This window comes from Brevundimonas sp. (genome assembly GCF_016463485.1).
Taxonomy (GTDB): domain Bacteria; phylum Pseudomonadota; class Alphaproteobacteria; order Caulobacterales; family Caulobacteraceae; genus Brevundimonas.
Genome location: NZ_JAEMRD010000083.1, coordinates 1 through 15025 on the forward strand (window position 1 = coordinate 1; position 15025 = coordinate 15025).

General features: G+C 67.4%; 13 protein-coding genes and 1 pseudogene. 7 read left to right on the forward strand and 7 right to left on the reverse strand.

Annotated elements, in window-relative coordinates; all coding sequences use genetic code 11:
- Window positions 1–562: acyl-CoA dehydrogenase family protein (locus JHC99_RS12050; protein ID WP_292154534.1), on the forward strand; the 562-nt coding region annotated here is incomplete at its 5' end.
- A 337-nt stretch (window positions 563–899) separates the two neighbouring features.
- Here JHC99_RS12050 and JHC99_RS12055 read toward each other — a convergent pair.
- Entirely contained in the window at window positions 900–1673 is a 774-nt protein-coding gene (locus JHC99_RS12055) for a DUF3313 family protein (RefSeq protein WP_292154536.1), read from the reverse strand.
- Between the two features lie 123 nt (window positions 1674–1796).
- Here JHC99_RS12055 and JHC99_RS12060 point away from each other — a divergent pair, with 123 nt between their 5' ends.
- From JHC99_RS12060 to JHC99_RS12075, 4 genes are all read left to right on the forward strand, one after another.
- On the forward strand, window positions 1797–2618 hold the full coding sequence (locus JHC99_RS12060; RefSeq protein ID WP_292154538.1) for a response regulator transcription factor: 822 nt from the start codon (window positions 1797–1799) through the stop codon (window positions 2616–2618).
- Window positions 2619–2624: 6 nt separating this feature from the next.
- Entirely contained in the window at window positions 2625–4070 is a 1446-nt protein-coding gene (locus tag JHC99_RS12065) for an ATP-binding protein (protein ID WP_292154540.1), read from the forward strand.
- 49 nt (window positions 4071–4119) lie between these two features.
- Window positions 4120–5583, forward strand: coding sequence for a trypsin-like peptidase domain-containing protein (locus JHC99_RS12070; RefSeq protein ID WP_292154542.1), 1464 nt, complete (start codon window positions 4120–4122; stop codon window positions 5581–5583).
- Window positions 5584–5887: 304 nt separating this feature from the next.
- Window positions 5888–6229 carry a DUF2794 domain-containing protein gene (locus tag JHC99_RS12075; RefSeq protein WP_292154544.1) on the forward strand — a complete coding sequence of 114 codons (342 nt, stop codon included), beginning with the start codon at window positions 5888–5890 and terminating at the stop codon, window positions 6227–6229.
- Between the two features lie 198 nt (window positions 6230–6427).
- On the opposite strand, the gene JHC99_RS12080 is transcribed toward JHC99_RS12075, so the two are convergent.
- Complete coding sequence (locus JHC99_RS12080; RefSeq protein ID WP_292154545.1) at window positions 6428–7189, reverse strand: Bax inhibitor-1/YccA family protein; 762 nt, start codon at window positions 7187–7189, stop codon at window positions 6428–6430.
- A gap of 127 nt (window positions 7190–7316) precedes the next feature.
- Between JHC99_RS12080 and thpR the strand changes: the two genes are divergently transcribed.
- Together thpR and JHC99_RS12090 are read left to right on the forward strand one after the other, a co-directional pair.
- Window positions 7317–7853: an RNA 2',3'-cyclic phosphodiesterase gene (thpR, locus tag JHC99_RS12085; protein WP_292154548.1), complete on the forward strand. Its 537-nt coding sequence runs from the start codon at window positions 7317–7319 to the stop codon at window positions 7851–7853.
- Window positions 7850–8440, forward strand: a complete 591-nt coding sequence (locus JHC99_RS12090) for a GNAT family N-acetyltransferase (RefSeq protein WP_292154549.1) — start codon at window positions 7850–7852, stop codon at window positions 8438–8440. Before thpR ends, JHC99_RS12090 begins: the two co-directional genes overlap by 4 nt.
- On the opposite strand, the gene JHC99_RS12095 is transcribed toward JHC99_RS12090, so the two are convergent.
- From JHC99_RS12095 to JHC99_RS12115, 5 genes and pseudogenes are all read right to left on the reverse strand, one after another.
- Complete coding sequence (locus JHC99_RS12095) at window positions 8437–8847, reverse strand: hypothetical protein (RefSeq protein ID WP_292154551.1); 411 nt, start codon at window positions 8845–8847, stop codon at window positions 8437–8439. The genes JHC99_RS12090 and JHC99_RS12095 overlap by 4 nt on opposite strands.
- 16 nt (window positions 8848–8863) lie before the next feature.
- Window positions 8864–10420, reverse strand: coding sequence for a 2-oxoglutarate dehydrogenase complex dihydrolipoyllysine-residue succinyltransferase (gene odhB / locus JHC99_RS12100; RefSeq protein ID WP_292154553.1), 1557 nt, complete (start codon window positions 10418–10420; stop codon window positions 8864–8866).
- 117 nt (window positions 10421–10537) lie between these two features.
- On the reverse strand, window positions 10538–13558 hold the full coding sequence (locus JHC99_RS12105; RefSeq protein ID WP_292154554.1) for a 2-oxoglutarate dehydrogenase E1 component: 3021 nt from the start codon (window positions 13556–13558) through the stop codon (window positions 10538–10540).
- A 217-nt stretch (window positions 13559–13775) separates the two neighbouring features.
- Entirely contained in the window at window positions 13776–14489 is a 714-nt protein-coding gene (locus JHC99_RS12110) for a hypothetical protein (RefSeq protein WP_292154556.1), read from the reverse strand.
- 166 nt (window positions 14490–14655) lie between these two features.
- Window positions 14656–15025: pseudogene (locus tag JHC99_RS12115) on the reverse strand (succinate--CoA ligase subunit alpha); the annotation flags it as partial.

Here is a 15025-nt window from a genome sequence, read left to right on the forward strand (position 1 = left end):
CAAGATCGGCGACAAGCTGAGCCTGCGCGCCTCGATCACCGGCGATATCGGGCTGAACGACGTCTTCGTGCCCGAGGCCAATCTGCTGCCCGGCGTGAAAGGCCTGCGCGGGCCGTTCAGTTGCCTGAACAAGGCGCGGTACGGCATCGCCTGGGGGGCCATGGGGGCCGCCGAATTCTGTTTCCACGCCACGCGCGACTATGTCGCCGAGCGCATGTTGTTCGGCCGTCCCCTGTCCTCGCGCCAACTGGTGCAGAAGAAGCTGGCCGACATGCAGACCGAGATCTTCCTCGGCTTCGAGGGGGCCTATGCCCTGGGCCGGCTGATCGACACCGGCGCCTGGGTGCCCGAGGCCATCAGCCTGATGAAGCGCAACAACTGCGGCAAGGCCCTGGCCATCGCCCGCGAGGCCCGCGACATGCACGGCGGGGCCGGCATCACCGGCGAACTCCACGTCATGCGCCACGCCATGAACCTGGAAACCGTCAACACCTACGAAGGCGCCCACGACGTCCACGCACTGATCCTGGGCCGGGCGATCACAGGCGAAAGTGCGTTCTGAGGACGCTTTCCAGCCCACCGGAAGCCTGACCGTCCGGAAATGTCACCGTGACAGAAATTTGGGTGACACAAACCGAAGAGCACTGGAGTCGGGTCGTTTAAAATCAAGGCGTTAGCGAACCAACGCCAGGAAGCCGCGTGCAGATTATGCGAAATCGGGACATCTGCCCCACCAGGGCTCGCCCCCTTCGCCATGTCAAAGACCTCTGGACCGAGCGCCACGACCCGCAGCCGAGATGGCGACGAGCACGGCCCACAGCAAGAGGATGATAGGATATTATTCCATGACTGAGCTGCCCGTCGTGAGCCGCCTGATCGCCTGCAAATAGGACTGCCGATCAATCCTTCGGCTTCTCCGCCGCCGTGCCCGTATTGATCTGGGGCACATAGAGGCCCGTGACCAGGCGGGCGACGAAGCCGGCGGGCTGGGTGCGGGGGCCATAGGCGGCGCAGGGGTCGGGATCGGCGATGTCGCGCACCGGTCGATCGGGCTGGGAGATGGTGTCGCCGACCGTATCGCCCAGCGGCTCGGCCAGCTGGAGGGCGTCACCGATGCGCGACAGGGACGGGGTGTCGGTGCCCACGACATTGGCATTGCGCGCCCAGGCCAGGGCCGCGATCTGGGACCCGCTCTGGCTCAGCAGTTCGCTCTCGACGGCCAGACCGCCCGTGGTGCCGGGCACACGGAAGGTTCCGGGGCCGGGAATGAAGGCATTGGCGACGGCCGAGACGCCGCCCGCCGCGCCGCCCGTCGGACGGATGCCCACCACGCCGGTCCGAAGACGCGCCGACCCGGTCGGGGCGGTCGCCACCGTGAACCGTTCGCTGACCTCGTAGCAGATCTGGCGATCGACCTCGCGCAGGACCTGAGCCCTGTCTTCGTCGCTCAGGCCGGCTCCGGCATCGCCAACCAGAACGGCGGGTTCCAGGAAGACGGCCTCGACTCTGGTGGCCTCGGCGTCGTCGCGGGTCTGGCGGATCGAGGCGCGGATGGTGTCCTCGCGCGTCACCAGTCCGTCGTACCGGCTCAGGAAGCCCGCGTTGGCGACGGGCGCGGTCTGGCAGGCGGTCACGGCAAGGCCGGCGACGACGATGAACGGCAAGGATTTCATGGAGGGGTCCGCAAAGGTGAAAAGGCCGCACCGAAACGCGCGTCCGTCAGAAAGGATCAGCCAGCTTAGCATTGTCATTCCGGTTCAGGGTTTTATCGTGGCCCAGGGCGGAGACCGGGCAGGATGGACAGCGGACAGGATTTCAAACCGGACGCCGACGCCGATCCGTTCATCGCGCTGTCGGCCATGTTCGCCGGTCGCAACGTCCTGTTGCTTGAGGACGACCCGGCCCTGTCGGAACACGTCGCCGAACGCCTGTTGAAAGCCGGGTTCGCGGCCGTGGACCGGGTCGATCGCGGCGAGGCGGCGCTGGAGGCCGCCGCCGCCACCGCCTATGACGTCCTGATCCTGGATCGACTGACCGCCGGGCTGGACGGGCTGGAGACGCTGAAGCGGCTGCGCTCGACAGGCGGGCCGTCATCGGACGCCCCGGCCCTGATGCTGACGGCGCTGGGGGGTGAGCGTCAGAAGGTCGAGGGGCTGCTGGGCGGGGCCGACGACTATCTGGCCAAGCCGGTCGGCGATGAGGAGTTGCTGGCCCGGATCGCGGCCCAGCTGCGTCGCACCGTCCGCCACGCGAAGCCTGCGGGCACCGACATCCTGAACGGGCCCTTCCGCCTGTCGCCGGGCGCGCGCACCCTGAAGCTGGAGATGCCGGGTCAGCCGCCGCATCTGGTCGACCTGTCGCCGCTGGAGTTCGCCATCGTCTGCGAGCTGATGAGCGCGCGGGGCCAGCCGGTGACCAAGCAGATGCTGTGGGACCGGTGCTGGGTCGAGTGGAATTTCCTGCCGGACAATTTCGTCAACATCATCGACGCCCGGATCAGCGCCCTGCGGCGTCGGCTGAAGGAACAGGCACCCGAACTGGGCGAGGACCTGCATCCGCTGATCGTCTCGGCGCGCAGCCAGAGCCTGGTGTTCCGCGACCTCGATATCGGGCGCTGATCGCCGATGGCACTGTGGCAGGGGTTCAGGGACTGGCTGGGGCAGCGGACCTCGACCCAGCTGGCCTCGGCCCTGGCGGTCATGGCGGCCGTGGCCCTGACAGGCTCCCTGTTCGCCACGGGCCATGCCGTCCGCACTGATCAACGCCAGCAGGCCGCCCTGGCCGCCTCCGCCGACTATGCCGCCATGGTGTCCAAGCTGGGGGCCGAGTCCAGCCTGACGGCGTCCAGCCTGACGGCCGGCGACGCGGCCTATCTGTCGGCCTGGCTCAGCGTGTTCCAGAGCGGCCCCGAACGCGATGGGGCGACCCTGGAACAGACCTGCCGCACCGGTCGGGGCGGGGCGGGTGTGCGCTTCATCCGGGCCCCGGTCGGCAAGCCCGCGGGCCTCGCCGCGCTGGAAACCGCCCCCACCGCCCGGATGCCGGGGCTGGGGCCGGACACCTATCGCGTCACCCTGCACCGGGGCGTGCTGTGTCCCGGCCGCGCGGTCGAGGTGGTGATGGTCCGGCGCAGCGTCGGCTCGCTGGACATCGCCGTGGGTCGGGTCGTGGACCGGTCGGGCCAGGCGTGGGGCTGGGCGGTACTGTCGGTTCTGATCACCGGGGCGGTGATCCTGATCTCGGGCCTGACCGCCGCCACCTATGCGCGGCGCCGCCTGACCCATGCCATCACCGAGGTGTCCCAGGCCCTGGACCGCGCCGCCGTCGGGGACTTTTCCAGACGCGCGCCCGAGGTCGGGGTGGCGCCGGAGCTGACCGAACTCACGGTCCAGGCCAACCGCACCCTGGACCGGCTGGAGGAGCTGCTGAGCTGGCTCCGGGATTCGGCCGATCAGCTGGCCCACGATTTCCGCACCCCCCTGGCCCGCGCCACGGCCCGGCTGGAACGACTGCAGGAGGCCGGCGATACGGCCGAGCGCAGCCGGCTGGGGCTGGAGGCGGCTCAGGACCTGCGCGCCCTGACCCGGGCCATGAACGAGGCCATGGCCCTGCGCGAAGGCGAGGCCTGGCGGTTCGAGACGGTGGCGCTGGACCGATTGCTGGCCTCGGTCGCCGATCTGTACGAGCCGCTGGCCGAGGAACAGGGCGTTTGTCTCGTCGTGCAGGCCGACAGCGTCAGCGTGCTGGGGGTGTCGTCGCTGTTGCAGCGGGCCGTCGCCAACCTGGTGGACAACGCGATCAAATTCTCTCCGCCCGGCGGGACCGTGACGCTGCGCGCGTTTCACGACGGCGACCGGCCGGGGCTGTCGGTGGCGGATCAGGGGCCGGGGATCGATCCGGAGCGATTGGCCGACGCGGCCCTGCGATCCGCCGCCGCCGACGCCGAAGGCCGCGAGAGCCATGGCCTCGGCCTGACCTTCGTACGGGCCATCCTGCGCCGGCATGGGGCCGAGATGATGATTGATGACGCCGCTCCGGGAGCCATCGTCACGGCGCATTTCACACGCTAGGTTGCTGCTTCGGCGCGCGGGAAAGATCAGCGTGGCCCGGGGGATGACCATGCGGCGTACTGTGTTTCTGGCGGGTTCGGCGATGGCGCTGGCGCTCACCCTGGTTCCGGTGACAACCAGCCTCGCCCAGGCCCAGATCGGCGGACTGCCCCGGTTCGCCATCCCCTATGACGAGCGGCGCGGGGTGTTCAGCTTCGCCAACGGTCTGGAGGACGCGCTTCCCGCCGTGGTCCAGGTAACGACCCTGGGAAGCTCGCGCGGCCCGACCTCGGGCGATAACGAGGCCAAGCCTCTGCAGACCGGCTCGGGCGTCATCATCGACGCAGCCGAAGGCATCATCGTCACCAACAACCACGTGATCGACGGCGGCACCAAATACACGGTCGACATGAGCGACGGCCGGCTGTTCGACGCCGAGCTGATCGGGACCGACAAGGCGACCGACGTCGCCGTTCTCAAGATCAAGGCGACCGGTCTGGCCGAGGTCGAGATGGTCGATTCCGACACCTTGCGCACAGGCGATCTGGCCTTTGCGGTCGGCTATCCCCTCGGTCTTGACCAGACCCTGACCATGGGGGTGATCTCGGGCCTGGGTCGCACCGGGCTGGGCGATGCGGTCGAGGACTATATCCAGACCGACGCGGCGGTGAACTCGGGGAACTCGGGCGGACCGCTGCTGGACAGCCGGGGCAGGCTGATCGGCATCAACACCTCCATCCTGTCGGGGGGATCGGACATGTTCGGCGGCGGCGGGGGCAATGACGGCATCGCCTTCGCCGTCCCGACCCGGATCCTCAACTATGTCGTCGGCCAGATCCGCGAGAACGGCGAGGTCAAGCGCGGCCGGACGGGTGCTATCATGGGCTCCCTGACCGCCGAACGGGCGCGTGACTTCGGCCTGGGCATCGTGCGTGGTGCCGTCGTCGAGGACGTGGCTCCGGGCTCGGCCGCCGAGCGCGCGGGCCTGCGTCGTCGCGACATTATCACCCGGATCCAGAACCGTCCGGTCGCCAATGCCGGCTCGGTCAACGCCACGGTCGGCATCGCACCACCGGGAGCGGCGCTGGCCCTGGTCTATCTGCGCGACGGGCGCGAGCACACGACCTCCATGACGGTGGAGGAGATCACGCCGATCACCGTGGCGAACGGCACGAGCGCCACCGAAGCCTTCGGGGCCCAGTTCCGCGCCGTCGAGGCGGCCGATGATCTCGACGGCGTGACCGGTGTCATCGTCTCGTCGGTGGGCGGGGGATCGCAAGCCGCTCAGCAGGGGCTGATGGCCGGTGATGTCGTCATCTCGGTGGGCGAGACGCCGATCGCGGACATGACCGGGCTGAACTCAGCCTTGTTCCAGTGGATCGTCCCCGGCGGGCCGGTCGTGCTTCACGTCAAGCGTGGGGACGAGACCGTCGATGTCAGCCTGGGCGACGCGGCGGGCGATGCGGCCGCAACGCCCGAGGCGACAGCGCCTGAAGCCTCCGCGCCGGAAACCCCGTCGGACGACCCGGCCTGATCCAGACAGCAAAACGCCCGCCGTGCCATTGGGGGGAGGGAGGCAGGACGGGCGTCTCGCTTTGGAGGAAGCGCCGGCCCGTCGGAGCCCGTAGCTGGAAACATCCAGGGGGGCTGGGGGGGGCTGTTCAGGATCCGGGACGCTTCCGAACTCCGAGGGGCCGACAAGAGCTGTTTCGCCGTCCAAGCGGGCGGGCGATGGACCGAAACGGGGCCATTTCGTGTCGCGTGCATTTTTCCGGACCGCATGATTCAGCCGGTCTGCCCCGTGGCGTCCGGCATGCGGCCGTCCTAACTTCAGGGGGATGAGCCTTGATCCCCCCTCCCCCGACAACCGGCCCCAGGCCGGACCCGTCTTCTTCGAGCGGCGCGAGCTGGATCTTATCCTGCGGGTCTATGGCCGGATGGTCGCGGCCGGCGAGTGGCGCGACTATGCGATGGTCGGACACAAGGACGTCGCCGAGTTCGCCGTCTATCGCCGCTCGGGCGACGCGCCCCTGTACCGGATCGAGAAGCGGCCGGCGCTTCAGACCCGTCAGGGCCAGTGGGCGGTGATCGGCGAGGGCGGTGTCGTGCTCAAGCGCGGTCGCGAGCTGCCCCAGGTGCTGCGCGTCTTCGACAGCCGCAAATTCCAGGTGGTGGAGTAGAAAAAGGCCCCGGTGCTTCCACCGGGGCCTCTTTTTGTATCCTTCCCATCGCGAAGCGGTGGGGAGGTGGCGCGGCGATTCTTCAGCGGCGTGACGGAGGGGCTCTGACCCCAGACCTAGTGCCCGCGGTCACAGCCCCTCCACCGCTTCGCGGTCCCCCTCCCCATCGCCAAGCGGCGACGGGGAGGAGATGTTTCGTCAGCGGCGACCGCCGAACAGGGCCAGCATGAACTGGAACATGTTGATGAAGTTGATGTACAGGCTCAGCGCGCCGTAGCTGGTGGCCACGCCCATCGCATTCTGGTCTCCGCCCAGCTGGTAGTAGGTCATCTTCAGACGCTGGGTGTCATAGGCCGTGAGGCCGGCGAACAGCAGGACGCCAACTGCCGAGATGATCAGCTGCATCAGGCCGTTCTGCAGGAACATGTTGACCAGCGAGGCGATGATCAGGCCGATCACGCCGATGATCAGGAAGCTGCCGAAGCCCGACAGGTCCTTCTTGGTCGTATAGCCCCACAGGCTCAGCGCACCGAAGGCCGCCGCCGTGATCAGGAAGGTCGAGACCACCGAAGCGCCGGTATAGACCAGCACGACCGTGCCCATCGAGGCACCGATCAGGGCCACGATCAGCCAGTAGAGGCCGCCGGCCGTCGCCGCCGTCGGGTTCTTCATCACGAAGCCCGAGCCCAGCAGCACCACCAAGGGCGCGAAGGCCACGATCATGCCCAGGATGGTCATGCCGGTCAGGCGAGTGACGCCGTCCGGGAAGACCTGGGTCACATACAGCAGGTCACGCACGGGCTCGAACGATCCCGTGACCCAGGCCAGGGCCGCCGAGATCACCAGGCCGATCGCGACCTTGTTATAAACGCCCAGCATGAAGCTGCGCAGGCCGGTGTCGACCGACATGTCGGCCGAGGCAGGCGCCACATTGGTGAAACCGTTTCTGAAGTCGCTCATCGCGAGATCAATCTCCCATGATGCCGGGGCAAACCCCCGGCCTAGGCGTGAATATCGGGGCAGATCGCCCCTCACGCAAGGGAATGCGGACTTTCCGATTCTGATCCCGGCCGCTACCAAGGGTCGCATGATCCGGCTGTTCACCGCCCTGTCCATGCCCTGGGATGTCGTGGAGACCCTCAAGCGTCGCCAGACCGGCCTGCCCGGCGCGCGCTGGCGACCCGAAGAGGCCCTGCATGTCACTCTGGCCTTCTATGGCGAGGTCACCGAGACGCAAGCCGATGATCTCGCCGCCGAACTGGCCCGCATCCCGTCCGGCCGGTTCGATATCGAACTGAAAGGCGTGGGCGCGTTCGGCGACGACCACCGCTCGACCACCCTGTGGGCCGGGGTGGAGGCGAACGAGCGGCTGAACGTCCTGGCCGGGCGCTGCAAGGCGGCGGCGGAACGGGCGGGCATCCGCATGGAGAAGCGCACCTACAGGCCGCACCTGACCCTTGCCTATCTGAAGACCCAGACCAATCCGGACCGGATCGCGGCCTGGATCGCCGGTCACAACCTGCTGCATTCGCCGGCCATCCCGATCGACCGCTTCGGCCTGTATTCCAGCACGCTCAGCGACGACGGCAGCTTCTATCAGCTCGAACGGGAGTACCCGCTGTGACCCCTGCCCTCTCGCAAGCACCCGGCCCGACGATCGAGACCGAACGGCTGATCCTGCGGCCGACGGCGGCGTCGGACTTCGAGCGCTGGTGCGATTTCCAGTCGGACCCGGAGACCACCCGCTTCATCGGTGGGGCCCAGACCCCGGCCCAGGTCTGGCGCGCCATGATGTCCGTCGCCGGGGCCTGGACCCTGACGGGGATCGGCTTCTTTTCGCTGATCGAGAAGGCGAGCGGCCAGTGGATGGGCCGGATCGGGCCGTGGCAACCCCACGGCTGGCCGGGCACGGAGGTCGGCTGGAGCCTGCATCGCGACGCCATGGGCAAGGGCTATGCGGTCGAGGCCGCCGTGGCGTCGATGGACTATGCGGTCGACGTCCTCGGCTGGACCGATGTGATCCACGCCATCGATCCGGAAAACCTCGCGTCGGCAAGGGTCGCGGCCCGTCTGGGTTCAAGCAACCGTGGCCCGGGCCGCCTGCCGCCGCCGTTCGAGAGCGCGACGATCAATGTGTGGGGCCAGACGGCGGACGAGTGGCGCGAGAACCGCAGGCGTTTCATCAGCGGGACTGGCGGCGATCGCCCCTAATAGCCCCCGGCCATCATCACGCAGCTGAAGACCGGGAAGACGACGAAGGCCAGGATCAGGACGATCGCACCCGCCTTTTTGACCTGCGTCAGGACACCTCTGATCTCGCCTTCGTCGAGATCGCCGACGCGACCCGGGATGGCCTCGATCGTCCAGTCGCCGGTCTCGGGCTCCGCCTCCTGCGCGAACTCGCCGGCGCGGACACGGGCGATCAGATCCCGCGCCGCCTGGACCTGGTGATCGGGCGCAACGACCCGGACGTTGCCGATGGCGATCAGAAGATCGGGATTCATCGTCGCCATATCGCGGTCGGGCAGGCGCGCATCGATCCCGTGATTGCGCAGGATCGCGACGGCCAGTTCGCCTTCAGGAAGGGTGGAAAAGCGGGCGACTTCCAGCTCGGTCATCGCCCGCCTTTTCGCCTTACAGATCCAGCAGGAACCGCTGCGGGTCTTCCAGGTGTTCCTTGACGCGGACGAGGAAGGTCACGGCTTCCTTGCCGTCGACGATGCGGTGGTCGTAGCTGAGGGCCAGGTACATCATCGGGCGGATCTTGACCTCGCCGTTGATGGCCATCGGGCGCTGGACGATGTTGTGCATGCCCAGGATGCCCGACTGGGGCGCGTTCAGGATCGGCGTCGACATCAGCGACCCATAGGTGCCGCCGTTGGTGATGGTGAAGGTGCCGCCCTGGAGCTGGTCCATCGTCAGATGCCCGTCGCGGGCGGCCTTGCCCAGGTCGGCGATGCCCATTTCGATGCCGGCGAGCGACAGGGTGTCGGCGTCACGCAGGACCGGAACCACCAGACCCTTGTCGGTGCCGACGGCGACGCCGATGTCGTAGTGGTTCTTGTAGATGATGTCGGTGCCGTCGATCTCGGCGTTGACGGCCGGGATCTCGTGCAGGGCGTTGACCACCGCCTTGGTGAAGAAGCTCATGAAGCCGAGCTTGACCCCGTGGCGCTTTTCGAAGGCGTCCTTGTAGGCGGTGCGCAGGGCCATGACCTGGGTCATGTCCACCTCGTTAAAGGTGGTCAGCTGGGCGGCCGTGTTCTGGGATTCCTTCAGGCGACGCGCGATGGTCTGGCGCAGGCGGGTCATCTTGACCCGCTCCTCGCGCGGCTGGTCGGCACGGGGCGTGATGGCGGCGGCAGGCTTCGGAGCGGTTGCCGGCGCAGCGGCCGGAGCGGGCGCGGCGGCGGCAGCCAGGGCATCGCCCTTGGTGATGTTGCCCTTGGGTCCCGTGGCGGCGATGGCCTTGGGATCGAGATTGTTCTCGGTCACCACGCGCTGGACGGCGGGCGACAGGGTGGCGCCGCCCGACTTGATCTGGGCCGAACCCGCATTGGCGGAGGCGGACGGCGCGGCGGCGGGAGCCGCGGCAGCCGCACCGGCACCCGCAGCGATCGAGCCGATGCTCTGGCCCGGCGTCACGGTCGAACCTTCGTCGGCCGAGATGGTCAGCACGCCGTCGGCGGGGGCGGAGACCTCGACCGCGACCTTGTCGGTCTCGATCTCGACCAGGACCTCGTCCTTCTTGACAGCTTCACCATTGGCCTTGAGCCACTTGCCCATCGTGCCCTCGGCGACGCTCTCGCCCATGGTCGGGACGGCGATCGAGACCGAACCGCCGGAAGCGGCGGCAGGGACGGGTGCGGGAGCGGCGGCGGGCGCAGCCGGCGTGGCGGGAACGGAGGTGACGGCAGCGGCCGGGGCGGCTTTGGCGGGGGCGGCAGAGGCCGCGGCACCCTCGGTCACGACGCCCAGAACCGTTCCGGGAACAACTGTGTCGCCGTCTGCGGCCTTGATGTCGGACAGGGTGCCGTCAGCGGGGGCGACGACTTCCAGCGAGACCTTGTCGGTTTCCAGCTCGACCAGGACCTCGTCCTTCTTGACCGGATCGCCGACCTTCTTGGTCCATTTGCCGATCGTGGCCTCCGAAACGGATTCACCAAGCGTGGGGGTCAGGATGTCGGCCATGGGAAGGTTCCGGTCGTTTCGGGCGTGGCGGTATATAGGGCAAGCTCGCCCCTAAGGGGAGCCGGGGCGGTCATTTGTCATCCCGGAAACGGCCAGGCCGTTATCCGGGACGGGCGGTCAGGCGAAGGCCTCGTCGGTGAAGGCCTTCAGTTCCTTGAGGTGGCGGCTCATCAGTCCGGCGGCGGTCGAGGCCGAGGCCGGGCGACCGACGTAACGGGCGCGCTTGGCCTTGATCTTCAGCTTGTCGAGCGTCAGCTCAAGCCACGGATCGACGAAGGTCCAGCCCCCCATGTTCTTGGGCTCTTCCTGGCACCAGACCAGTTCGGCGTTCGGGAACCGGGCCAGTTCGGTCGAGACCGACTTCATCGGCCACGGATAGAACTGTTCAAGCCGCAGCAGATAGACGTCGTCGCAGGGCTCGCCGGCCGCAACCTTCTTCTCTCGCACGTCCAGCAGGTCGTAATAGACCTTGCCCGAACACAGGACGACGCGGCGGATGTCCTTGTCGGCCTTGATCTTGATGCCCGAGATTTCGGGGCGGGTCTGGGCGTCGTCGTGCAGGACGCGGTGGAAGGACGAACCCTCGGCCATGTCGGCGACGGAGGACACCGCCTTCTTGTGCCGCAGCAGGCTCTTGGGCGTCATGATGACCAGCGGCTTGCGGAACGGCCGCTGCATCTGGCGACGCAGGATGTGGAAATACTGGGCGGGCGTCGTGCAGTTGGCGACCTGGATATTGTCCTCGGCGCACTGTTGCAGGAAGCGCTCGAGGCGGGCCGAGGAGTGTTCCGGCCCCTGGCCCTCATAGCCGTGCGGCAGCAGCATGGTCAGGCCACTCATCCGCAGCCATTTGCGTTCGCCCGAGGTGATGAACTGGTCGATCACGACCTGGGCCCCGTTGACGAAGTCGCCGAACTGGCCTTCCCACATGACCAGGGTGTTGGGGTCGGCCAGCGAGTATCCGTACTCGAAGCCCAGCACGGCCTCTTCCGACAGGGCCGAGTCGATCACCTCGAAATGGGACTGGCCCTCGCGCAGGTTGTTGAGCGGGATATACCGTTCCTCGGTCGTCTGATCGATGATGCCCGAGTGGCGTTGCGAGAAGGTGCCGCGCACCGAATCCTGACCCGACAGACGGATCGGGAAGCCTTCGTCCAGCAGCGAGGCGAAGGCCAGGCTTTCGGCCGTGGCCCAGTCGATGTTGCCGGTGTCGATCGCCTCGCGACGCGCCTCGATGACGCGCTTCAGCGTCTTGTGCATGTCGATCGAGTTCGGGATGGTCGTCAGCCGATGGCCGTAGTCACGCAGCTTGTCGGCCGGGACCTCGGTCTTGCCGCGACGCTCGTCGTCCTCGGCGTGACCCACGCCCTTCCACTGACCGTCCATCCAGTCGGCCTTGTCGGCCTGGAAGGTCTTGCCGGCCTCGAACTGTTCGTCCAGCCAGGCTTCGAACTTCATGACCAGGGCATCGGCTTCGGCCTCGGACAGGACGCCCTCGCCGACCAGCTGGCGGCCATAGATCTCGCGCGTCGAGGACAGGGCGCGGATCTTGGAATACATCAGGGGCTGGGTGAAGGTCGGATCATCGCCTTCGTTGTGGCCGTATCGGCGGTAGCAGAACATGTCCACCACCACGTCCTTGTGGAATTTCTGGCGGAACTCGGTGGCCACCTTGGCCGCAAAGACCACGGCTTCGGGGTCGTCGCCGTTGACGTGCAGGATCGGGGCCTGGACCATCAGGGCGACGTCCGAGCAATAGGGCGTCGAGCGCGAGTTACGCGGGCTGGTCGTGAAGCCGATCTGGTTGTTGATGACGAAATGCATCGTCCCGCCGGTGCGATAGCCCTTCAGCCCCATCAGGGCGAAGCATTCGGCGACCACGCCCTGGCCGGCGAAGGCGGCGTCGCCGTGGATCAGCAGGGGCATGACCTTGGTGCGGTCCAGCGCCCACTGGCTTTCGGGCAGGCCCGCGTTGGCCTCGCGGATGTCGAACGCCTGTTTCGCCCGCGCCTTGCCCAGCACAACCGGGTTGACGATCTCAAGGTGCGAGGGGTTTGCGGTCAGCGACAGGTGGACCTTGCGTCCGTCGAACTCGCGGTCCGACGAGGCGCCCATGTGGTATTTGACGTCGCCCGAACCCTCGACGTCCGAGGGCACGGCCGAGCCGCCCTGGAACTCGTGGAAGATGACCTTGTAGGGCTTGCCCATCACGGTCGCGAGGGTGTTCAGACGGCCCCGGTGGGCCATGCCGATGACGATCTCGTCGACGCCCAGGGCACCGCCGCGCTTGATCATCTGCTCCAGCGCCGGAACCATGGCCTCACCGCCGTCCAGGCCGAATCGCTTGGTGCCGGGGAAGCGCTTGTGGCTGAACCGCTCGAAACCCTCGGCCTCGATCAGCTTGTTCAGGATGGCCAGCTTGCCTTCCTTGGTAAAGCTGGTGCGGTCGAACTTGTCGGCACCCTCGAACCGCTGCTGCAGCCAGGCCTTTTCCTCGGGCTCGGCGATATGCATGTACTGGATGCCGATCGGACCACAGTAGGTCTTTTCCAGAATGGCCATCAGATCGCGAACCGTCGCGTACTGAAGCCCCAGAACGCCGTCCAGATAGATGGGGCGGTCCAGATCGCCCGGGCCGAAGCCGTGGAATTCGGGGGTCAGTTCGGCGTTCTGGATCGGCTGTTCGATGCCCAGCGGATCCAGCTTGGCGTGCAGGTGGCCGCGCACCCGATAGGTGCGGATCAGCATCAGGGCGCGGATCGAATCGTGAGCGGCGGCGCGGATGGCGTCGGCCGATGGAGCCGGAGCGGCTTCGGCGGGGGCCGGGGCGGCAGGCTTGGCGACCGGTGCCGGCTTCTTCGGATCAGGCTTGGGCGCAGGCCAGACGCCGTCGAACACGCCGGTTTCCTCGGTCGGTTCCAGGATCGCGCCGCGACCCCAGCCACCGGCGGCACCCGAGGCCGTTACCGTTGCGGCCGTGTCCTTGAGCTGGTCGAAGAAGGAGCGCCACTCCGGCGTCACCGAGGCCGGATCGGCGGCCCACTGCTCGTGCAGACCCTCGATGAAGGCGGCATTGGCTCCGTAGAGGAAGCTGGTCTCGGCAAAGACCTGGTTCAGCCGACCGGCATCGTCCGCCATTATATTCGTCGTCCCGACTTTTTTCGCATCGTGGCAAGCGTCACGGTCACATCTGCGTGAAGCTGCGGTTCATATAGGCGCTGTTTCCTGACGGGTCATGACCGAACCGGGGCGAAAGGGATAGAAAATGCCCTTTACCACCGCAAAAATTGCAACGGCTCGTGTCGGGCGGGCTCTTCGATGCCGAAATCGCGAACGAACGATGCCGAGGAGCCGGTCAGTCGGCGTCCTCCTCAGCGTGGTCGTGCGACTCGTCATCCGGGATCGGCTCCGGTTCGTCCGGGTCTTCCGGTGCCGAACTCATGGTGATGGCCACGCCCGAAAAGCCGGTCCGGGCCTCGAAATCGCTGCCCTCGGGGATGAAGCCGACCTTCACGTCGGCCGTGCCGGGCAGCATGTGGTACAGGTTCCAGGTCCCGCCGATCATCTCGCCCGGCAGGTCGAAGGTCTCCACCGCCGGCGTCCCGACCCAGGCATCGACGGCTGCGGGCGGTATCCGCTCGGTCGTGTCGAAATCCCATAGACCGCAGCCCAACAGGGTCATCTCGTCGCGATCCTCCCACTCCTGGATTTCGCCGTCGCCGTCGTCGTCCTTCTCCTCGCGCAGGACCGCATGGATGCGGTTGAGGACGACGTAGAATTTCCGCTCGCCGAACGCCCTGGCCCAGATGGTGAAGGTCGCGGTCATCTGGAGCTCGGGATCGACCGCCTCGGCCCGCGCCTTTCCCATGGTCGCCATCAGCTCGGGATGGTCGTCATCGGGCACGATCGCCCAGCCGTCGGCCGCCATCATCACGGCCGTCGCCTCGATGTCGCGGCGATGCGGCACGCAGGCGGCCCTGAAGGCCTCGAACCTCGGGTCGGTCGGCGGCACCGGCGGGGGCGGCGGCCCCTGGGTCACGATATTCAGCGCAGCCAGCAGTTCGATCATGGCGAGCCCTCCGTTCGGGCCCCACAATGACGACAGGCCCGCCGAAGCGAGCCTGTCGAAACCCTACGATATCACGGGCCGCCCGCGCCAACCGGCGCTCAAGCAGCGAGCGACCGCGTCGCGAGCGTTAGCGCCTCGCGCCAGAGGCGCGACGCTCAAGGGCTGCTTAGCCCTTGAGCACTTCAACCAATGTCTTGCCCAGACGAGCGGGCGATTCCGACATGCGGATGCCGGCGGCTTGCATGGCGGCGATCTTGGATTCCGCATCGCCCTTGCCGCCCGAGACGACGGCGCCGGCGTGGCCCATGGTGCGGCCCTTGGGCGCCGTGCGGCCCGCGATGAAGCCTGCCATGGGCTTCTTGCGGCCCTTCTTGGCCTCGTCGATCAGGAACTGGGCGGCGTCTTCCTCGGCCCCGCCGCCGATCTCGCCGATCATGATGATCGAGGTGGTCTCGGGGTCGGCCAGGAACAGCTCCAGGACGTCGATGAACTCGGTGCCCTTGACCGGGTCGCCGCCGATGCCGACGGCCGTGGTC